This window comes from Massilia sp. TSP1-1-2 (assembly GCF_049896185.1).
Taxonomy (GTDB): domain Bacteria; phylum Pseudomonadota; class Gammaproteobacteria; order Burkholderiales; family Burkholderiaceae_D; genus Telluria_A.
Genome location: NZ_JAFCTU010000003.1, coordinates 1 through 20477, shown reverse-complemented (window position 1 = coordinate 20477; position 20477 = coordinate 1). Strand labels below are relative to the sequence as shown.

General features: G+C 63.5%; 15 protein-coding genes and 1 tRNA gene. 11 read left to right on the top strand and 5 right to left on the bottom strand.

The window, feature by feature from the left end; translation table 11 throughout:
* Positions 1-10 precede the first annotated feature (10 nt).
* The 3 genes from ACP7BV_RS03180 to ACP7BV_RS03170 are packed head-to-tail and all read left to right on the top strand — an operon-like array spanning position 11 to position 6320.
* Positions 11-3493 (top strand): beta strand repeat-containing protein, encoded by a 3483-nt coding sequence (locus tag ACP7BV_RS03180; protein ID WP_426101445.1) that lies wholly within the window; start codon positions 11-13, stop codon positions 3491-3493.
* Between the two features lie 29 nt (positions 3494-3522).
* Positions 3523-5151 (top strand): bifunctional shikimate kinase/3-dehydroquinate synthase AroKB, encoded by a 1629-nt coding sequence (gene aroKB / locus ACP7BV_RS03175; protein WP_426101876.1) that lies wholly within the window; start codon positions 3523-3525, stop codon positions 5149-5151.
* Between the two features lie 29 nt (positions 5152-5180).
* Complete coding sequence (locus tag ACP7BV_RS03170; RefSeq protein WP_426101443.1) at positions 5181-6320, top strand: deoxyguanosinetriphosphate triphosphohydrolase; 1140 nt, start codon at positions 5181-5183, stop codon at positions 6318-6320.
* A gap of 98 nt (positions 6321-6418) precedes the next feature.
* On the opposite strand, the gene mutY is transcribed toward ACP7BV_RS03170, so the two are convergent.
* Genes mutY through mutM form a run of 3 tightly spaced genes read right to left on the bottom strand, consistent with a single transcriptional unit; the run spans position 6419 to position 10327 of the window.
* Positions 6419-7516: an A/G-specific adenine glycosylase gene (mutY, locus tag ACP7BV_RS03165; protein WP_426101441.1), complete on the bottom strand. Its 1098-nt coding sequence runs from the start codon at positions 7514-7516 to the stop codon at positions 6419-6421.
* Positions 7513-9444, bottom strand: a complete 1932-nt coding sequence (locus tag ACP7BV_RS03160; protein WP_426101874.1) for a dynamin family protein — start codon at positions 9442-9444, stop codon at positions 7513-7515. Before ACP7BV_RS03160 ends, mutY begins: the two co-directional genes overlap by 4 nt.
* A 49-nt stretch (positions 9445-9493) precedes the next feature.
* Complete coding sequence (mutM, locus tag ACP7BV_RS03155) at positions 9494-10327, bottom strand: bifunctional DNA-formamidopyrimidine glycosylase/DNA-(apurinic or apyrimidinic site) lyase (protein ID WP_426101439.1); 834 nt, start codon at positions 10325-10327, stop codon at positions 9494-9496.
* Positions 10328-10403: 76 nt separating this feature from the next.
* On the opposite strand from mutM, the gene ACP7BV_RS03150 reads away from it, so the two are divergent.
* The 7 genes from ACP7BV_RS03150 to pth all read left to right on the top strand — a co-directional run bounded on the left by ACP7BV_RS03150 (position 10404) and on the right by pth (position 16627).
* Entirely contained in the window at positions 10404-12182 is a 1779-nt protein-coding gene (locus tag ACP7BV_RS03150) for a tetratricopeptide repeat protein (protein ID WP_426101437.1), read from the top strand.
* Positions 12183-12257: 75 nt separating this feature from the next.
* Positions 12258-12884, top strand: a complete 627-nt coding sequence (locus ACP7BV_RS03145; RefSeq protein ID WP_426101435.1) for a lipoprotein insertase outer membrane protein LolB — start codon at positions 12258-12260, stop codon at positions 12882-12884.
* A gap of 2 nt (positions 12885-12886) precedes the next feature.
* Positions 12887-13792 carry a 4-(cytidine 5'-diphospho)-2-C-methyl-D-erythritol kinase gene (gene ispE / locus ACP7BV_RS03140; RefSeq protein ID WP_426101433.1) on the top strand — a complete coding sequence of 302 codons (906 nt, stop codon included), beginning with the start codon at positions 12887-12889 and terminating at the stop codon, positions 13790-13792.
* A gap of 66 nt (positions 13793-13858) precedes the next feature.
* Positions 13859-13935: transfer RNA gene (locus ACP7BV_RS03135), tRNA-Gln, on the top strand.
* A gap of 151 nt (positions 13936-14086) precedes the next feature.
* A complete protein-coding gene (locus ACP7BV_RS03130; protein ID WP_426101431.1) occupies positions 14087-15037 on the top strand; it encodes a ribose-phosphate pyrophosphokinase in 951 nt (316 codons plus the stop codon).
* Between the two features lie 251 nt (positions 15038-15288).
* Entirely contained in the window at positions 15289-15930 is a 642-nt protein-coding gene (locus tag ACP7BV_RS03125; protein ID WP_426101429.1) for a 50S ribosomal protein L25/general stress protein Ctc, read from the top strand.
* 112 nt (positions 15931-16042) lie between these two features.
* Positions 16043-16627 (top strand): aminoacyl-tRNA hydrolase, encoded by a 585-nt coding sequence (gene pth / locus ACP7BV_RS03120; protein WP_426101427.1) that lies wholly within the window; start codon positions 16043-16045, stop codon positions 16625-16627.
* Between the two features lie 3 nt (positions 16628-16630).
* Here the strand turns inward: pth and ACP7BV_RS03115 are convergent, their stop codons facing one another.
* Positions 16631-18472 carry a DUF3857 domain-containing transglutaminase family protein gene (locus tag ACP7BV_RS03115; RefSeq protein ID WP_426101425.1) on the bottom strand — a complete coding sequence of 614 codons (1842 nt, stop codon included), beginning with the start codon at positions 18470-18472 and terminating at the stop codon, positions 16631-16633.
* Between the two features lie 173 nt (positions 18473-18645).
* Positions 18646-19170, bottom strand: coding sequence for a hypothetical protein (locus ACP7BV_RS03110; protein ID WP_426101423.1), 525 nt, complete (start codon positions 19168-19170; stop codon positions 18646-18648).
* 71 nt (positions 19171-19241) lie between these two features.
* On the opposite strand from ACP7BV_RS03110, the gene ACP7BV_RS03105 reads away from it, so the two are divergent.
* Positions 19242-20330: a patatin-like phospholipase family protein gene (locus ACP7BV_RS03105; RefSeq protein ID WP_426101421.1), complete on the top strand. Its 1089-nt coding sequence runs from the start codon at positions 19242-19244 to the stop codon at positions 20328-20330.
* Positions 20331-20477: the final 147 nt, after the last annotated feature.

Below are 20477 nucleotides of genomic sequence, written 5' to 3'. Positions count from 1 at the left end.
GGACTACAAAATGTTTCTCAAACTCATACAAAGTGCATTGGCCCGGCCTGCCCGGCTGTTGGTCGCGGCCTCGCTGTCGGCCGCGCTGGTGGCCTGCGGCGGCGGCGGCGGCAGCCCCGGCTCGGTTCCGGGCAGCGGCACCACTCCGGGGACGCCGGGGACGCCCGTCGCGGTAGCGAGTGTGACCGTGACTGCCGTCGCGGCCGACGGCACCGTGCTCACGGGCCTGTCTGGCACACAGACGGCCACCGTGCGCGCCGTCGTCAAGTCGAAAGCCGGCTTGCCGGTGGCAAATGCCATTGTCAAGTTCAGCCTGTCCGATCCGCTGCTCGTATTCACTCCTGATTCGGCCTCGGCGCTGACCGATGACAAGGGCGTTGCCGTGGTAACGATCAAGCCGACCTCGGCCGCTGCGGCTGGCGCGCTGGCCATTACGGCCACGGCGACGGTGGAGAACGCTCTTGTCACGGGCAGTATCAACTTGGCGGTGGGGCCCGCAGGCGTTGTCCTCGATCCGACTCTGGCCGTCACCCTGGTCGACAGCGCCAATGCCCCGCTTGGTTCGCTGTCCGGCACCCAGACAGCCACCGTACGCGCGCTCGTCAAGTCAAAAGCCGGCTTGCCGGTGGCAAACGTCATCGTCAAGTTTACGCTGTCCGATCCTCTGCTAGTGTTCATTCCTGATTCGGCCTCGGCGCTGACTGATGTGAATGGCGTTGCCGAGCTAAAGGTCACGCCGAGTTCGGCCAGTTCGGCCGGTGCGGTTGCCATTGCCGCCACTACGACGGTGGAGAACGTAACGGCCAGGGGCAGCTTCAACCTGTCTGTGATCGCCGCAGGCGCAGTTGTCGAGCCGACCCTGGCCGTTACCGTGGTCGACGGCTCCAATGCCCCGCTCGGTTCGTTGTCCGGCACCCAGAGCGGCACCGTGCGCGCTTTCGTCAAGTCAAAAGCCGGTTTGCCCGTGGCAAATACCATCGTCAAGTTCACGCTGTCCGATCCGCTGCTGGTATTCATTCCTGATTCGGCCACGGCGCTGACCGATGCCAACGGCGTTGCCGAGCTGAAGGTCAAGCCCACCTCGGTTACGTCGGCTGGTGCGGTTGCCATTGCCGCCAGTGTGACGGTGGAGAATGTGGCGGCCAGGGGCAGTGTCAACGTGTCCGTGGGCCCCGCAGTGGCCGTCGTCGAGCCGACCCTGGCCGTGACCGTCGTCAACAGCGCTAATGCCCCGCTCGGTTCGCTGTCCGGCACCCAGAGCGGTACCGTACGCGTTGTCCTCAAGTCGGGCACCGGCGCGGTTGTGCCGAATGCCATTGTCAAATTCACGTTGACCGATCCGTTGCTGGCATTTACTCCTGATTCTGCCTCGTCGCTGACCGACGCCAACGGCGTTGCCGTGATTACGGTCAAGCCTGCCTCCACTACCGTGGCCGGCGCCGTTGGCATTATCGCTAGCGCGATCGTGAACAATGCTCCGGTGAGCGCCACCGTCAATATCGCGGTCGGCCCGGCTGGCGTGCCCGCCAATCCGACCATGGCGCTGACCGTTGTCGACAACACCAATGCCGCAATCACCTCGTTGTCCGGCACCCAGTCTGCCAACGTGCGCAGCCTGATCAAGGACAGTAACGGGGCGGTGGTGCCGAATGTCATCGTGGAATACACCATCAGCAGCCCGCTGCTGGTATTTACGCCACAGTCCGGTTCTGCGCTGACCGATGCGTCCGGCTTCGCCGTGATCGCCGTGTCTCCCGCCAGCATCAGCTCGGCAGGTGCGGTGGCGATCAGCGCCACGGCAGTTGTTGCCGGCAAGACCGCCAGCGCCACCACCAACGTCTCGGTGGTTGCCGCTCCGCTGACCGTGTCGAGCATGGCCTTTTCGCCGGCGCCGGTGGGCTCGCTGCCTTCGCAAAGCAGCGCTGCGCTCAATATCGGCATCACCACCGGCGGTCGTCCGGCAGCATCGGCCCCCGGCCTGGTGCTGACCTCGCTGTGCGTCAGCGACGGCACCGCCACGCTGGTAGCGGGCACCTTCACCAACGGCGTCCAGACCGCCACCTACGTCAACAAAGGCTGCACCCGCGGCACCGACGTTCTCACCGCCACGCTGGGCAGCTCGTCGATGAACACCACGATTGCCGTTGATGCCGCCAATATCGGCACCATCCAGTTCGTCAGTTCGAACCCGACCGGCCAGTCGATCGTGCTCAAGGGCTCGGGCGGCCAGGGGCGCCAGGAATCGGCGCTGCTGACCTTCCGCGTGCTTGACGAAAACAATGTCGGCCTGGCCGGCGTGGCCGTCACCTTCCGGCCGTCCACCGCGACCGGCGGGCTGTCCGTTGCTCCAGCCGCTGGCACCACCGACGCCACCGGCCAGGTGACCACCACGGTGTCGTCGGGTACGATTCCGACCCCGGTGCGCGTGCTGGCGCAGGCCAGCCGCAATGGCAAGACCATCAGCGGGCTGTCCGACACCCTGATCATCTCGACCGGCCTGCCGATCCAGAAGTCGATGTCGCTCAGCGTGGACAGCTACAACATCAATGGCTGGAATGTCGATGGCGCCATTGCCAACGTAACGATTCGCATGGCCGACCAATACGGCAATCCGATTTCGGATAACACGGCGGTCAGTTTTGTCACCGAAGGCGGCGCCATCGGTTCCTCGGCCCAGGGCGGTTGCCAGACCATCAATGGTGGTTGCAGCGTCACGCTCAAGAGCCAGAACTTCCGTCCGGCCAACGGCCGGGTTACCGTGCTGGCCTTCGTGCAAGGTATCGAAGACTTCGTCGACGTCAATGGCGACGGTCAGTACAGCTGCAGTGACTTCACTTCTGCCGACGGCACCGGGGTGTATCGTCCGCTGGTCGATACCTGCAATAGCGGCGGCGAGCCGTTCACCGATCTGGGCGATCCTTTCCTTGATGCCGGGGTCCTCGGGTCGGTGTTTGGCTTCCAGAACATCCCCCGCTATGGTGCACTTGACGGCAGTTACGATTTTTCGAACGGCGACTTGCCTGTCCCGTACAACCGCACCAGCTTTGTCGCTGCGGGCAATGGCAAGTGGGGCTTGAACTACATCCGCGCCCAGGCCGAGATCACTTTCAGCGATGCCGTGCCGAATTTGATCCGCCAGGTGTGCGGCGCGGGCAGTTGCCGCGACTGGATCGCCGCTGACGGCGACCAGTTCGTCGTCACCGGGCTGACGGGCCCTGGCTGCCAGGCGCAGTCAGTAGCGTTCCGCCTGTACGACCTGCACAACAACCCCTTGCCTTCCGAGACCACGGTGGGTACCGCCGATGTGAAAAAAGTGGCAGTAAGTTCAGTGTCGCCAAATCTCGTGGCATCGACCTCCGTTCCGGGCGGTACCATCCATAATGTGTTGATCACCCCGTCCGATACGTGTGAGGCTGGTTCGTTCGGCATCGTACTCAAGTCGCCGAGCTTGCAAACTGCGTCGACCTACACCTACCGGTTCACGGCGCCTTGAGTTCAGGAAACATCTTCCTGGTAGGGTTGATGGGCGCGGGCAAGACCACCATCGGCCGCATCCTTGCCAGGAAATTAGGAAAACGCTTTATCGATTCCGACCACGAGATCGAGGCCCGCACCGGCGCCTCGATCCCGTGGATCTTCGAAATCGAAGGCGAGGACAGTTTTCGCCGGCGCGAAGCGGAAGTCATCCGCGACCTGACGGCGCAGGACGGCATCGTGCTCGCCACCGGCGGCGGTGCCGTGCTCGATGCGCGCAACCGTGCCTATCTCAAGCAACGGGGGCGCGTTGTCTATTTACGGGCCAGTGTCAGCAGCATCATGCTGCGCACCTCCAACGACAAGAACCGCCCACTGCTGCAAACGGCCGACCCGCGCAAGAAACTCGAGGAACTGACCGCCCAGCGCGAGCCGCTGTACCGCGAAATTGCCGACCTGGTCATCGACACCGGCCGACCTAACGTACAATCGATGGTGCAGACCATTCTGGCGCAGCTTGCCGCGCTCGAAAACTCCGGCGCCGGGTCTGGGCGCGCCCAAGATACCGAACCATCGATGAACCAGCAATCTTCCATTTCCCTCCATGTTGACCTGGGTGAGCGCAGCTACCCGATTTCCATCGGCGCCGGCCTGCTGGCCGACCCGTCCCTGCTGGCCCAGCATATTGTCGGTCGCAAGGTGGCCATTGTCACCAACACCACCGTCGCCCCGCTGTACTTGGAGCAGGTCGCCGCACCGTTGCGCGCGGCAGGGCACGAGGTGCACGCCATCGTGCTGCCCGACGGCGAAGAACATAAAAACTGGGCCAGCCTGATGCAAGTGTTCGACGCACTGCTGGCCAACAAATGCGACCGCAAGACCACCATGGTGGCGCTGGGCGGCGGCGTGATCGGCGACCTGACCGGCTTTGCCGCGGCCAGCTACATGCGCGGCGTGCCGTTCGTGCAAATTCCCACCACGCTGCTCTCGCAGGTCGATTCGTCCGTTGGCGGCAAGACTGGCCTCAATCACCCGCTCGGCAAGAACATGATCGGCGCTTTTTACCAGCCGCGCGCGGTGCTGGCCGATACCGCCACGCTGGCCACCTTGCCGGCGCGCGAACTGTCGGCCGGCCTGGCCGAAGTGATCAAGCATGGCGCCATTATCGACGCCGCGTTCTTCGACTGGATCGAACAGAATGTCGGCGCCCTGATGGCGCGCGAGCCGCAGGCGCTGGCGCATGCCATTTCGCGCTCGTGCGAAATCAAGGCCGATGTGGTGCGCCAGGACGAGCGCGAAGGCGGCCTGCGCGCCATCCTCAATTTTGGCCATACCTTCGGCCACGCGATTGAAGCTGGCCTGGGCTACGGCCAGTGGCTGCACGGCGAGGCGGTCGGCTGCGGCATGGTCATGGCGGCCGATTTGTCGCACCGCGCAGGGCTGGTCGACTTTGCCACCGTGGCGCGGATGCGCGCTTTGGTGGCCGCCGCCGGCCTGCCCACCGAGGCGCCCGACCTGGGCACCGAACGCTGGCTCGAGCTGATGGAAGTGGACAAGAAAAACGAAGGCGGCGCGATCAAGTTCATCTTGATGAAGCCGCTGGGCAGCCCGAGCATCCAGGGCGTGCCGCAAGCGCTGCTGCTGGCAACGCTGGGCGCCTGCGTCAAGTCCAGCTAAGTTGAGCATGAGTTGAGCATGAGTCGAGCATGAACCCCGCAGACCAGCACCTCGCGCCCTACGCCGTGCAGTCGGCCACGGCGCGCGGGCGCCGCTACCCCGAAGCGGCGCATGCCTCGCGCAGCGAGTTCCAGCGCGACCGCGACCGCATCATTCACTGCTCGGCCTTTCGCCGCCTCGAATACAAGACCCAGGTCTTCCTCAATCACGAGGGCGACATGTTCCGCACGCGCCTGACCCACAGCCTTGAGGTCGCGCAGGTGGGCCGCTCGATGGCGCGCAATCTGCGCCTGAACGAAGACCTGGTCGAAGCGCTGGCGCTGGCGCACGACCTGGGCCACACCCCATTCGGCCACGTGGGGCAGGACGTGCTCAACGAATGCATGCAGGACTTCGGCGGTTTTGAACACAACCTGCAAAGCCTGCGCGTGGTCGACACCCTGGAGGAGCAATACGGCGCCTTCGACGGCCTGAACCTGATGTTTGACACGCGCGAAGGCATCCTCAAGCACTGCTCGCTGGCCAACGCCAGGGAACTGGGGCCGGTGGCCCAGCGCTTTATCGACCGCACCCAGCCCAGCCTGGAAGCGCAGCTGACCAATCTGGCCGACGAAATTGCCTACAACAGCCACGATATCGACGATGGCTTGCGTTCGGGGCTGATCACGATTGCGCAGCTTGAGGAAGTCGACTTTTTTGCGCGCCGCTGGCATGAAGTGCAGGCTGCCTACCCGGGCCTGTCCGGACGGCGCGCCATTTACGAGACACTAAGGCGCCTGATCACGGTGCTGGCCGACGACCTGATCGCCACTTCCAGCGCGCTGCTGCAGGAGGCCGCCCCAAGCGACGTGGACGCGGTGCGCGCCAGTGCGCCGCTGATTCGTTTTTCCGACCCGATGCGCAAAGATGCGACCGAGCTCAAACGGTTTTTGCGCGCCAATCTGTACCGCCATTTCAAGGTCAACCGGATGCGCGTCAAAGCGAGCCGCATCGTGCGCGAACTGTATGAAGCCTTCATGGCCGAGCCGGTGCTGCTGCCGCCGGACTATCAGGATGGGTCGGGCGAGTCGGCCAAACAGGCGCGCAAGATCGCCGACTATATCGCCGGCATGACGGACCGCTACGCGATCCGCGAGCACCGCCGCATATTCTCGCTCGAAGAGCTGTAGCTCTCTAAACCTGTAGGGCGGAAAAGCGCGAGCGCATTCCGCCAGTGCATGCGTCTCCGTGACGCATGCACTGGCGGAATGCGCTACGCTTTTCCGCCCTACGAAAACAGCGTTGGCTTGGCCAGTTCCGATAACAGTTTTTTAACCGGTGCCGGCAGCGGAGCCCGTTGTATGTCCGCCAGATCCCACCACAGATGCTGCTGCGGCGTCGCGCCACGTCTGGCCAACGCCACTTTGTACGGCGCAATATGCAGCCGATAATGCGTGAACACATGCACCAGCGGCAGCAGCGCCTGCATCTCTTCAACCTCGCCAAACGCGGCCGCGGCAGCCAGCATCGCCGCCTCATCGACCTGACCGCGCGCGCCATGCCCGCCCACCTCCGGCAGCGACATCAGCCCGCCCCAAATCCCGCTTTGGGCGCGCTGCTCGAGCAGTACCTGACCGCCATCGAGCACGATCAGCAAAGCCGCCTGCTTTTCGGGAATCGTCTTCTTCGGCTTTCTGACCGGTAGTTCGGCAGTGCGGCCGGTGGCATGCGCCACGCAGCGCTGCTGCAGCGGACAACGGGAGCAATCGGGCCGGCTGCGCGTGCATAACGTGGCCCCCAGGTCCATCAAGCCCTGCGTGTAGGCTTCGATACCCGTCTGCGGCAGCAAAGCTTCGGCGCGCTTCCACAGCCCGTCCTCCACCTTTTTCTCGCCCGGGAACTGCTCGATGCCGAACACCCGCGCAAACACGCGCTTGACGTTGCCATCCAAAATCGCCGCGCGCGTGCCGCTTGAAAAAGCCGACACTGCCGCCGCCGTCGAACGCCCGATGCCCGGCAGGTCGGCCAGCAATGCCGGGTCAGTGGGGAACACGCCATCGTACTCGGCCACCACGCGCCTGGCGCAGGCATGCAGGTTGCGCGCGCGGGTGTAGTAGCCTAAGCCGCTCCACTGCGCCATCACCTCTTCAGCGGGCGCATCAGCGAGCGCCTGCAGCGTAGGGAAGCGTTCCAGGAAGCGCGCATAGTAGCCCAGCACGGCGGCGACCTGGGTTTGCTGCAGCATGATTTCGGACAGCCAGATGCGGTAAGCGTCGGTCGTGTTCTGCCACGGCAGCGCGTGTCGGCCGTGCGTTTTCTGCCACGCGACAACGGCGAGCGAAAACGACGGGTCGGCCAGTTCGTCGAACTCGGTCAGGCGTTTCACGCAGCGGCCACCAGCGCCGGCGCCGAACCCGCGTTCATCGCCATGGTGACGCCGCCGGCCAGCTGCGCCAGGCGCGCCTTGACCTGCTCGACCTGCAGCTGGCTCGATTCAAAGGAAGTGATCTTGGTCTCGAGCGTGTCCGACGCATCGTGGATGCGCTGGATCGAGGCCAGGCGGTGCTTGAGCTGGTCCTTGTGCTGGCGGATCTGCGCTTCGATCGGCGACATGATCACTTTCAGCCATGCTTCGACGTCGGCATTGGCGGCGCGGAAGGTGCGCCGCACGCGCGAGGCGATCGAATCGAAAAAGCGTTCCAGGATCTGGCTGCGGCTCGTCATCAAGAGCGTGGTGGTACCGAACTGCTTGCTGTAGACTTCTTCGATCTTGTCCAGTTCGCGCCGGTACTTCTCGATCGAGAACGCCATCGGCACCGCCAGCGTCAGGCCGTGTTCGGCCGCGAACTTGCGGTACATGATCTCCATCATTTCGCTGATCTCGCCGATCTTGCCCGACGAGATATCCAGGTTCACGCGCGCCTGCTCAAAAAATTCCTTGACCGGGCCGCGCATGCCGGTGGCAAAGCGCGACGCTTCCATCGCTTCGCGCACCTTGGTGATTTCAGTTTGCACCAGCTCCATGCCCAGCGTGGTGTACAACTCGGTGGACAGGCGCGCAAACACCGAGCGCGTGCCCTGCAGCTTGAACAGGCTGCTGTCGAACTCCTTTTTCTCCACTTCGACCCGCTTCATCATGTGCGAGATCACGCTTTTGTTCTTGCCGCGCAGGGACTTGAGTTCCTGCAGCTGCTCGACGATGTTGCGCACGCGCGCAGCCAGCATGCCCTGCTGCGTGGCGATCAGGGCGCCCAGGTCGTCGGCCAGCTGCTTGCGGATGATGTCCTGCTTGGCCGGGATCATTTCGTTGAACAGCGCTGCCTCCAGCGCGCCCAAGCGGCTCTTTTCCAGCAGTGCCATGTCGGCGTTGATCTTGCCGACCAAGGCCTTTTGGGCCGACACCGGGAACACCTGGCGCGGATCGATCGCGAGCATATGCGCCACGCTGGCCTGCTGGCGCTCGATCTCGGCATTATTGTCCGCTTCGGACTTCAGTTCATCCCACATCGCATCGATCTTATTGAGTACCACGATGCGCCCGGCGCCCGGCCCGATATGCGTGCGCCACACTTCGATGTCGCTCTTGGTTACGCCCGTTTCGGCAGCCAGGATAAACAGCACCGCGTGCGCGCTCGGAATCAGGTTGAGCGTCAGTTCCGGCTCGGTGCCGATCGCGTTCAAGCCCGGCGTGTCGAGGATGACCAGGCCTTGCTTTAACAGCGGGTGCGGGTAGTTGATGATCGCGTGGCGCCACAGCGAAATTTCAATCATGCCGTCGCCGTCCAGCGTGGAAGCGATGTCCGGGTCGGTCTCGTCGTACAGGCCGTAGCGTTTCGCTTCGGCGATGCTCACCTGCTTGGTCATGCTGACCTGCTTGAACGTTTCGCTCATCTCGTCGCCGGCGTCCAGCGCCAGCGGCAGCACGGTCCAGGCAGAAGCGTCTTCTCGATAATCGCTGGTCGACAAATGGGTGGCGCGCGTTTCGATCGGCAGCAAACGCAGGCAGGGCGGGAAGGCGGCGTCGTACATCAGCTCGGTCGGGCACATGGTGGTGCGACCGGCCGCCGACGGCAAGATGCGCTGGCCATAATCGGCGAAGAATAGCGCGTTGATCAGCTCGGATTTGCCGCGCGAAAACTCCGCCACAAAGGCGACCGACAGCTTGTCGTCAGCCAGGCGCGCGAGCGCGCGCGCGATGCGCTGGTCGGTGGCCTGGTCGGTCAGCTCGGCCTGCGCGACCCAGCGCCGGTACTCCTCGAGGGCGGCGACGACTGCCTGGCGCCACTGCGTGTACTGCTCAAAATCCTGCACCATGATGCTCACATTCACCTCGCGCGCCGATCCTTGCGAACCTGGCAATTTGTTATTTTTGACAAATAACACAATAAAAAGTCGACCGCTGTCCCTGTCTGATTTGGCGTACTGCCGTGCCACAAATTTTGCAGGGTACGCCTGCACGATCATAGACGAAATATGTCTGTTGGAAATAGCCCGATTGCCCGTTGACGGCAATAAAATCACGCAAAGTGCTGCCTCCTTGCACAATTGCCTCGGCTAGAATCTGACGGATGGCGAGCGCCAGCTTGTCATAACGTTCACGTCCAATGCGCGCCGCCGAGGTTTTCGGGTTGATGCCGGCCCGAAACAAGCTCTCGCACGCATAAATATTACCCACGCCGACGACAATGTCGCCGGCCAGCAGCACCTGCTTGATGGGCGCCGAACGGCGCCGCGTGGCGCGGTACAGCAGGGCGCCCGAAAACGCGTCTTCGAGCGGCTCCACGCCAAGGCCGCGCAGCAACACGTGCTGGTCCAGGTCGCCGTCGTCGGCCGCGTGCCACAGCACCGCGCCAAAGCGGCGCGGATCGTTCAGGCGCAGCACTTGCAAGCCATGCGCGCCGTGCACCACCAGGTCGAAATGGTCATGCGTTCTGGGTAGCGTATCGACTGGCAACACGCGCAGGTGGCCCGACATGCCCAGGTGGATGATCAAGGTGCCGTGTTCAAAGCCGATCAGCAGGTATTTGCCGCGCCGGCCAATGTGCGCGATGGTGCGTCCGGCCAGCTTGCCGGACAGGCCGGCGGGGAAGGGCCAGCGCAGGCCCTCGCGGCGCGCCAGCACGCTGTCGACGACGCGGCCTTCCAGGTGGGGCGCGACGCCGCGCCGGGTGACTTCGACTTCTGGCAGTTCAGGCATGGGAGATTGGCGAAATGGTGTAAATTGAACAGGTGGGCGCAGAATTGATCTGTGCCGCCGTCATTCTGGAATTGCCTTGAAAAACGCTTTCGTTATTGTAACCCTCTCTAGCCTGATCTCGGCGTGCGCCGTGGCGCCCGCACAGCAGGCCCCCGCGCGCATCGAGCCCATGCCGGTGGCAGTCGCCGGCGACTTTGACGCCGACTCGGACGCCATCGCCGAGGATGCAACGCTGCCCAAGGTGCCGCTGACGCGCGACTTGCTGTACCGCCTCATGAAGGCCGAGCTTGACGCCCGTGGCGGCGACTGGCGCAGCGCCTACATGGCCATGCTGGGGCTGGCCCAGCAAACGCGCGACCCGCGCCTGGCGCGCCGCGCGGCCGAAGTGGCGCTGCAGGCCCGGCAAAGCGGCGAATCGCTGGCCGCGGTGCGCCTGTGGCGCGAACTGGCGCCCGCCTCCGACGAGGCGGCCCAGTATTACCTGGGGCTGGCCGTGCTGTCGGACGACCTGTCGGAAGCTGAAACCCTGTTCGCCCAGCGCCTCAAGGAAGCCACGCCGGCCGCGCGCGGCATGGCCATGTACCAGGTCCAGCAATACCTGCTGCGCGCCAGCGACAAGGACAAGGCCGGCGCGCTCCTCGAGCGCCTGCTCGCTCCCTACGCCGACACCTTCGAGGCGCGCTTGCTGCTGGCGCAAACTGCCTTTGCGCGCGGCGACGTCGAGCGCGCCGCGCGCCAGGCGCAGGCGGCGCTGGCGAGCAAACCCGACTCTGAAATCGCGGTCCTGACGCTGGCGCAGGTCACGCGCGACCAGGCCGAGGTCGATGCCTTGCTGCTCAGGTTTTTGGCGGCCAATCCCAAGGCGCGCGAAGTGCGCGCTGCGCGCGCGCGCGTGCTGCTGGGCCAGAAGCAGTACCAACTGGCGCGCGCCGAGTTCACCGAGCTGCTCAGGCAAGACGGCGCCAACGCGGGCACCGTATATGCGCTTGCACTGGTATCGATGCAGCTGGACGACGTTGCCGGCGCCGAGAAATACTTTGCGCAATATGTCGACCTGCTCGAAAAAAGCGACGACGATGAGCGCGACCCGGGCAAGGTGCTGCTGATCCTGGCGCAGCTCGCGCAAGAGCGCGGCGACTTGAAAGCGGCCCAGCGCTGGCTTGAAAAAGTCGCACCCGGAGAAGGCGAGACGTATTTTTCGGCCCAGGTCCGGCGCGGCCAATTGATGGCCCGCCAGGGCGACCTTGAAGGGGCGCGCGCATTTCTTGGCGCGCTCAAGGCCGAGGCCCCGTCCGACCAGGCGCTGGTGGTGCTGGCCCAGGGCCAGGTCTTGCGCGACGCCGGCCAGAACGAGGCGGCCTACGCGCTGCTGGCCGCCGGCGCCAAGCGCTTTCCGTCGAACCCGGACCTGCTGTACGATTTTGCGTTGCTGGCCGAAAAAACCGGCCGCCTGGACGTCATGGAAACCACGCTGCGCACGGTCATGGAACAGGCGCCGGACAACCACCACGCCTACAACGCGCTGGGCTACTCGCTGGCCGAGCGCAACGTGCGCCTGCCAGAAGCGCTGGCGCTGATCGGCAAGGCGCTGGCAATGGCACCGGGCGACCCGTTCATCATGGACAGCATGGGCTGGGTGCAGTACCGGCTAGGCAATCTCGACCAGGCGGAACAGCACTTGCGGCGGGCCTATGCGCTGCGCAGCGATGTCGATATTGCCGTGCACCTGGGCGAAGTGTTATGGAAAAAAGGCCAGAAAGACGACGCGCAAAAACTGTGGCGCGAAGCGCGCGCCAAGGATCCCAAGAACGATGCCCTCAAGAGCACGCTGGCGCGATTGCAGCTGAGCCTGTAACGCTGCGGTTAACGCCAAATGGGCGATAATGCTTTTCTTCGCCCTGGCGGGCCGCATTTTCTGGAAATTGCATCAATGAAAAATAATTTGCTACGAGCGGTCGCTACCGCGCTCGCCTGCGCACTGTTGTCGGCTTGCGCCACCACTGGCACCCGCACCGCCCCTGCGCCCGACACGGTCGTTGGCGCCTATCGCGACGCCATCGACCTGACCGGCCGCCTGCTCGTCAACTACGAGCGCGACGGCAAGCCGGACCTACTGTCCGTCAAGTTCGCCTGGGCCCAGACAGCGCGCGAAACGGGCGTCTCGCTGCTGTCGCCAACCGGTCAGACGATGGCGAAAATTTCCGTCACGCCAGACGCGGCCACGCTGACGCAAGGCGGCCAGGTGCCGCGCATCGCGCGTGACATCGACACCCTGGCCGCGCAAACGCTGGGCTTTGCCTTGCCCGTGTCGGGCCTGCGCGACTGGCTGCAAGGCTATGCCACGCTCGCCAACGGCAAGCGCTTTGCCGCTTCGCCCGCCAACAACACCGTCACCACGGCAGATGGCTGGAAGCTGACCTTTGTCAGCTGGCAAGAGGTCAGCGGGCAAGACGCACCCGGCGCCTTGCCCGTGCCACGCCGCATCGACGCCCAGCGCGACGCCACCGCAACGAGCGGCCAGCTGGCGCTGCGCATCTTGGTCGACCCGAAGGGCTGAGCATGGCATTGACGTTCCTGCATCACTGCCCGGCGCCGGCCAAGCTGAATCTGTTCCTGCATGTGAATGGCCGGCGCGCCGACGGCTACCACTTGCTGCAAACCGTGTTCCAGCTGATCGATCACGGCGATGTGCTGCATTTCGACCTGCGCGCCGACGGGCAGGTGCGCCGCACGACCGATGTTCCCGGCGTGCCCGAAGAGCATGACCTCATCGTACGCATCCTGCGCCTGCTGCAGGCCGAGCACTTGCGCCGCCACGGGGTCGCGGCGCCCGGCATCGATGTCGCCATCGACAAAATATTGCCCATGGGCGGCGGCCTGGGCGGCGGCTCGTCGGACGCGGCCACGGCTTTGATGGCGGTCAATCGAATCTGGGGGTCTGGACTGTCGCGCCAGGATATGATCGCTCTGGCCTTGCCGCTGGGGGCCGACATCCCGTTTTTCATCTTTGGTGAAAGCGCATTTGCCGAAGGTGTAGGCGCAGACCTGCAAGCCGTGCACACGCCCGATTGTTGGTACGTCGTCATCGAGCCAGGGGTTGCAGTGCCCACGGCAGCAATTTTTTGCTCTGATCATTTGACAAGGAACACGAAACCCGTCAGAATAGCGGACTTTTCCAGGCACCTGACAAGTCGAGCAGACTTCCAGCAGTTTGGTAAAAATGATTTGCAGCTTGTAGCATCTTTGCTGTTCCCGCCGGTAGCTCAGGCGATCGAATGGCTGGGGTCTTACGGTGATGCCAGGATGACTGGCTCAGGAGCGTGTGTGTTTTGCGCGTTTTCCAGCGAGAGCGAATGCGATGCGGTGCTGGCTGACATGCCTGCCGTCTGGCTCGCCTGGAAAGCACAAGCGCTGGCGCGGCATCCGCTTCACGCTGTGTTGCAAGTTGAGCCGGATGTAGTATAAAATTTGGCTTGGCGTTGAGTTCGACGGTAAAATGCGTTGAATGTGACGACAAGTAGTCAGTTGCGTAGGGGAATCGCCAAGCTGGTTAAGGCACTGGATTTTGATTCCAGCATACCAAGGTTCGACTCCTTGTTCCCCTGCCATTCGTTTAGCCTGATCTGTCGATGCGAAGTCAGCGTCCAGCAGGCGAGCGCGGTGGCCTCGCTCTCGCGGGTCATCCTATAGTACAAGCGGCGTCCAGGAATATCTGGCTGTCGTCATTCAAGAAATCAACGCTTACCTCTTGGGACTCCCATGGCTTACGAAAACCTGATGGTTTTTACCGGAAACGCTAACCCGGCCCTGGCTGAAGGAGTTGCAAAAAACCTCGGCATCCCACTTGGCAAGGCAGTCGTCTCCAAGTTTTCAGATGGCGAAGTGATGGTCGAAATCAACGAAAATGTCCGCGGTAAAGACGTCTTCGTGCTGCAATCGACTTGTGCCCCCACCAACGATAGCCTGATGGAAATCATCCTGATGGTCGACGCGCTCAAGCGCGCCTCGGCCGGGCGCATCACCGCCGCGATTCCTTACTTCGGTTATGCCCGCCAGGATCGCCGTCCCCGTTCCGCCCGCGTGGCCATTTCCGCCAAGGTCGTCGCCAACATGCTTGAAAAAGCCGGCGTCGAGCGCGTTTTGATCATGGACTTGCACGCAGACCAGATCCAGGGCTTCTTCGATATTCCGGTAGATAACATCTACGCTTCCCCCATCTTGCTGGGCGACCTGCAAAAGCGCAACTACGACGACCTGCTGGTCGTGTCGCCCGACGTTGGCGGCGTAGTGCGCGCCCGTGCGCTGGCCAAGCGCCTCGGCTGCGACCTGGCCATCATCGACAAGCGCCGCCCAAAGGCGAACGTGTCGGAAGTGATGAACATCATTGGTGAAGTTGAAGGGCGCAACTGCGTGATCATGGATGACATGGTCGACACCGCCGGCACGCTGACCAAGGCGGCCGAAGTGCTCAAGGAGCGCGGCGCCAAGAAGGTTGTTGCTTACTGTACCCACCCAGTATTGTCGGGCCCGGCGATTGACCGCATTGCCGCCTCGCCACTGGACGAACTGGTGGTGTGCGATACCATTCCGCTGTCCGCGGCAGCTTTGGCTTGCAGCAAGATCCGCCAGCTGACGTGCGCACCTTTGCTGGCCGAGACGTTCAAGCGGATCAGCAAGGGCGACTCGGTGATGTCGCTGTTTATTGATTAAGAATTAGCGGTAAGCCGTCCGTCATCGTCGAAATTCGTAGGGTGGAAAAGCTCCGGGCTCTGAGTTCCCCTCGCATTCCGACATGAGTCATCGACGGCTCATGGCGGAATGCGCTGGCGCTTTTCCGCCCTACTGGTATCTCAAGTCAGATTTTTCCGGTCGTTGTTGTTGACGGCCGTTTTCGAAAACCCCTGGTCGCGGGGGTTTTCACACCGTGGGGCAATCTAGCCCTGCAATTTTTGGAGCAACACATGAAAGTTATCGCATTCAATCGCACTTTGCAGGGGTCCGGAGCGAGCCGCCGCCTGCGCATTTCTGGCCAAACCCCAGGCATCATCTACGGTGGCGAGCAAGCCCCCGTCATGATCGCACTGGACGGCAACGCCCTGTACCACGCGCTTAAAAAAGAAGCGTTCCACGGTTCCGTACTGGACCTGGAAATCGACGGCACGACCCAGCCAGTGCTGCTGCGCGACTTCCAGATGCACGCATTTAAGCAACTGGTCCTGCACGCTGACTTCCAGCGCGTTGACGCAAAGAGCAAGCTGCACAAGAAGATCTCGCTGCACTTCACGAACGCCGACGTTTCGCCAGCAGTCAAACTGCACGGCGCAACCATCTCGCACGTGATGGAGTCGCTCGACGTTTCCTGCCTGGCTACCGACCTGCCTGAGTTCATCGAAGTTGACCTGTCGACCATCGACGTTGGCCACTCGATCCACGTGAACGACCTGTCGCTGCCAAAAGGCGTAACCGCAATCACCCACGGCAAGAACCCGACCGTCGCTACCGCGTCGGTTCCGGCTGGCCACGTGTCCGCTGAAGCCACCGCTGCCGCCGCAGAAGCGCCAGCCGCCGCTCCTGCTGCCAAGCCTGCCGGCAAGAAGAAGTAATTATCTTTTTCCGCAGCAATGCGGAAAATGGATGGAAAACCCGCCTGGCTTGCGCCGCGCGGGTTTTTTAACGTCTGCTATCCTTGCGACACCTCACTACAACGACAAGAACATGCCAATTCGCCTGATCGTCGGCCTGGGCAACCCCGGCGCCGAATATGAACTGACCCGCCACAACGCCGGCTTCTGGCTGGTGAACAACCTGGCCAACAGCTTGCCGGGTTGCCGCTTGCAACGCGAGTCGCGCTTTAACGCCCTGGTCGCCAAAAGCGTGATCAAGGGCCAGGAAGTGTGGCTGCTCGAACCGCAAACCTTCATGAACCGCTCCGGACAGTCGGTGGGCGGCCTGGCGCGCTTTTTCAAGATCAACGCCGACGAAGTGCTGGTCGTGCACGACGAGCTCGACCTTGCGCCCGGCATCGTCAAGATGAAGAAGGGCGGCTCGTCCGGTGGGCACAATGGCCTGAAAGATATTACCGCCGCGCTCGGCACACAGGATTACTGGCGCATGCGCATCGGCATCGGCCATCCGCGCACGCTGGGCTCGCAGCAGCCAGTGGCCGACTATGTGCTGCACCGTCCGCGCAAGGAAGAGCAAGTGCTGATCGAGGAATCGATCGAAAAATGCCTGCGCGTGCTGCCCTTGGCGGTCGAAGGAAAATTCGACACCGCAACCATGCAGTTGCATACTGCCTAGGGCCTAGTCGCCGATGATGACCTGGCTTTTCAGGTCGGCGATCATGCTATTGAGCAGCGGCTGCATGCGCTGGTACTCGGCCGCCGTGCACACCATGCCGTCATGGCGGAAAGTGGCGCGGCGCTGCGCGACGACCACGTTGCCGCGCAGCGTGTAGCGCGCACTGTAGTCGAGATTGGCGTCGTGCAGCGCCACCGGCCTGGGCATGGCGATGATCCGTATGCCGTCAGGAAAGGTAAAGCCCGTTTCCTCTTCCGTGTCAAAGGCGGGGCACACAAAGTCTTGCGTACGCGCGCGCTCCTGGCCAAAAGCAACTACCGTCTCGCCCAGCCCGCCCCAAAAATTGAAACTGGTCGGCAGCCCCACCGGCCCCGGCAGGCTGGCGAAATTGTCGCTGTTGCCGCTCAGGCGCATGCTGTATTCGTCGCCGCTGTCGTCGAGCTTGCCAGCATCAAACACCCCTTCGCCTCGTTGCCCCAGTCCCTGCAGCATCTGTTCGACCAACAGCTGGCGGTCAGCTTCCTTGGTGTCGCGCACCGCCTGCCGGTACGGTTCGGCCACCGCGCCCTCGTTGATTTTCGCCATGCTAAAACTGCTGCGCCCATCCTTGTCGATGGCGAACCAGGTGAAGCTGCGGTTGCGCTCCGGCTGGCGCGACGGCGTGCGTGTCAGCGTTCCCGTCTTGGCCAGCAGCACCGGTTTATCCATGACGCCCATCGGCAAGTAGCCCGCGGCAATTGATTCGGCCGTCGAATCCAGGAACAGATCGAGCGCCGGCACGTAGGTGATCACGTGGTTGAAAATACCCAGCGTGGGCGTGGCCGGCAGGCGGTAGGCATTGCCGCTGTTGACCAGCGCGGCGCTGCTCTCGATGCCGGCCGCGCGCAGCAGCGACTCGAGCAAAATGGCATGGTCCTTGCAGTCGCCGTAGCGCTTGGCCAGCACCATGGCGGCAGCATGCGGCACCACGCCGCCCGGTCCCACATACACGCCCACATAGCGGATATGCTTGCGCACCCAGTCCGACAGCGCCAGCGCGCGCGCACGCGGGTCGGGCAAGTGTGCCACCAGCTGCGCCGCCAGCGCGGCGATGGCTGGCGTGACGCGCGCCTGGCCGGCCGAGCGCGCGTCGTAGGCCCGCGCAAAGGCACCATAGCCCGGAAACGTCGATACCGCCAGCCGCTTGCCGTAGTCGAGATAGCTGACCGAGCCGTCTTCGATACGCGGGTTGGGCCCGTCGATGTAATGCCACTGGTAGCGCTTGCGTCCTGGCGCGCTGGCGAGCTGGACGGGTGCGAAGCCGACCGCGTCGGCATACAGCGGCATCGACGCCGGCATATCGTAGATGAGTTGGAAGTGCGGATTGGCAAAGGAGCGCGAAAACGACAGGTCTTCAAAGTGGCCGGGAAACAGCGGCGTGTGGCGGCGCACGACGTAGTGCACCACCAGCTGGTCGCCTGCTTCAATGCCGGGGAACACGATGATTTTCAGGCGCGTGTCCTGGAACATGGGCGCGTCGCTGGACACCGCCTCCTGCTGGTCCTTGATCTGCGCGGATGCTACCGGCACGCGCCGCCCGTCGCGCTTGCGGATATGGGCGTCGATCGTTTCCACCACGTCGAGCGCGCGGTTGTAGCTGATGTAATACTGGCTGTGTTCCTGCACCGCGCGCGCCTGTACGATGGTCTTGGCATGATCCACCGTCATGCGGTAGCCGCCGTTGGTGGCCACCGTGTACTGCTGGACGTAGCTGTCGATCACGAGCGAGGGATCGGTGTCGTCCGCCGCCCCGGCACGCAAGGAGTAGAGCAGGCAGCACAGGACCGCAAGTAGGCGCAGTGGCATGAAAATCTCCGGCAAGGCGCGAAGCAAACGTGCATGGTACGCAGGCCCTTGAGGCCTGCCCATGCGCGCACGCAAGCGCGCGATGCCGGGTGCTGTTTTTTTTCGTGAATGCGTGGTTTGCTTTTGCCCCGCTTCTATTACCCCGCTGCTGTTACCCCGCCGCTGTTACCCCATCAGCGTTTGTCCGGATCAGCCAGGGCGTCGCGCTCTCTGCAACTTAATGACGCATATTTTCCTTTCGGAAAACTTGCTTTGATGCCGAAGGTTGACAATTCCGCTTGAGGATGTTCCAGTGCGATGAAGGCGCAGCCATTTTTGTCGGCAAACTTTTCCAGATTGTCGCTGCTGCCGGACAGGCGAACCGTCACGCCGACGCCTGGGCTCACGCAGCAGCCAATAAAACGGGTCATGTATTCTTCCTCCACGATGACGAGCGTGTGCCCCATCAGCGTTGCCGGCTTTTTGAACACACGGTAGTCCGTGTAGTCGGCCCGTTGCGCCGGCTTCAAGTCCAGGTAGCCCGCCTTGATGTAGGCCTGCAGCGCTTGGCCCGAGTCGCCGAGGCGGTCACGGGTACTCGGATTGAGACTGAGCGCCTTGATCAGGCCCGCTTCCAGATCGGGCTGCTCAGGGGGAGCGGAAGAAACTTTCGAACATGCGGTCAACAGGACGAGCAAAATAACGATCAGCTTTTTCATTGATTTCCCGCGGTTAGCTGTGGATGGAACGCCGACTGGACGATTGCGGGCTCAGCCGGGATAATCCGGCAATGCATGCACTTTCCTTTCACGCCGGCCCGCGCGCGCTGGCCCACTTGCAGGCCCACGGCCTGCGGGCCGCCGACGTCGCCATTGTACCGGCCGCCGCAGGCGGGCCCAAGGGGCTCATTTTCCAGGCCCTCGACCAATACCTGTTCGGCACCTGGCTGGCGGCGGCGCCCCGCGAGCGCGCGCTGATCGGCTCGTCCATCGGCGCCTGGCGCATGGCCGCCGCCTGCCATGCCGACCCGGTCGCCGCCTTTGCGCGGCTGGGGGATGTGTATTGCGGCCAGCGCTACCACAGCTTGACGCCGTCGCCGCAGGAAATCGACGACGTCTGCCGGCAATTGCTGAGTAGCTTCGTCGGCGGTTATGAAGAAGAGGTCGTCAACCATCCGCAGCATCGCCTGCATCTGCTGACCGTGCGCGGCTTGCGCGCCTTGGCCGCGCCCGCGCATCGGCGCGCCGAAGTTGCCGGCTTCGTCACGGCAACGCTGCTCAACGCCGCTTCGCGCAAGCGCCTGGCGCACATGCTCGAGCGCGTCGTGCTCAGCAGCGGGCCGGGCGCTCCGGCTTGGCTGGCGCCGCGCTTCGACAACTTCACCACCCATTTCGCGCAACTTAGCGAAGGCAACCTGGGCGCCGCATTGCTCGCGTCGGGCACCTTGCCGCTCGTAATGAAACCGGTGCGCGGCCTTGCCGGCGCCCCGCCGGGCACGTATTGGGATGGCGGCATCATCGACTACAATCTGGCGCTGCCATATTCGCGCCTGGGACCGGGCGAGCTGGTGCTGTATCCCCATTTCAGCGAGCACATCGTTCCGGGCTGGCTGGACAAGGCCATGGCGTGGCGGCGTACCGCGCGCGGCGCCAACCGCGGCTGGCTCGACAATGTACTGATCGTGGCGCCCACCAGGCAATTCCTGCGCTCGCTGCCGCGCGGCAAACTGCCCGACCGCCAGGATTTCAAGCATTACGGACTCGATCACGACCTGCGCCACGCCAACTGGCAACAGGCGATCATCCAGGGCCAAGCCCTGCGCGACGACTTCGCCGCCTTTGCCGTGAAAAACGACATGTCGCGCGTAAAACCCCTGTGACGGTCAAGGGCATTTCGGGGGGGGGGGGGGGGGGGGGGGCCGGGGGGGGGGGGGGGGGGCGGGGCGGGCCCCGACGGCGCCTTTTGCGGTACCGGTGCCGGCTTGGGGGCGACGACCGGCTCCACGGTCTGACAGCCGGACAAAATA

Coding starts and splice junctions, on each gene's coding strand:
- ACP7BV_RS03105 (WP_426101421.1), top strand. CDS start 19,242: ATGCATGCACTTTCCTTTCACGCCGGCCCGCGCGCGCTGGCCCACTTG.
- ACP7BV_RS03170 (WP_426101443.1), top strand. CDS start 5,181: ATGAACCCCGCAGACCAGCACCTCGCGCCCTACGCCGTGCAGTCGGCC.
- ACP7BV_RS03110 (WP_426101423.1), bottom strand. CDS start 19,170: ATGAAAAAGCTGATCGTTATTTTGCTCGTCCTGTTGACCGCATGTTCG.
- ACP7BV_RS03180 (WP_426101445.1), top strand. CDS start 11: ATGTTTCTCAAACTCATACAAAGTGCATTGGCCCGGCCTGCCCGGCTG.
- ACP7BV_RS03160 (WP_426101874.1), bottom strand. CDS start 9,444: ATGGTGCAGGATTTTGAGCAGTACACGCAGTGGCGCCAGGCAGTCGTC.
- aroKB (WP_426101876.1), top strand. CDS start 3,523: ATGGGCGCGGGCAAGACCACCATCGGCCGCATCCTTGCCAGGAAATTA.
- ACP7BV_RS03115 (WP_426101425.1), bottom strand. CDS start 18,472: ATGCCACTGCGCCTACTTGCGGTCCTGTGCTGCCTGCTCTACTCCTTG.
- ispE (WP_426101433.1), top strand. CDS start 12,887: ATGGCATTGACGTTCCTGCATCACTGCCCGGCGCCGGCCAAGCTGAAT.
- pth (WP_426101427.1), top strand. CDS start 16,043: ATGCCAATTCGCCTGATCGTCGGCCTGGGCAACCCCGGCGCCGAATAT.
- ACP7BV_RS03130 (WP_426101431.1), top strand. CDS start 14,087: ATGGCTTACGAAAACCTGATGGTTTTTACCGGAAACGCTAACCCGGCC.
- ACP7BV_RS03145 (WP_426101435.1), top strand. CDS start 12,258: ATGAAAAATAATTTGCTACGAGCGGTCGCTACCGCGCTCGCCTGCGCA.
- mutM (WP_426101439.1), bottom strand. CDS start 10,327: ATGCCTGAACTGCCAGAAGTCGAAGTCACCCGGCGCGGCGTCGCGCCC.
- ACP7BV_RS03125 (WP_426101429.1), top strand. CDS start 15,289: ATGAAAGTTATCGCATTCAATCGCACTTTGCAGGGGTCCGGAGCGAGC.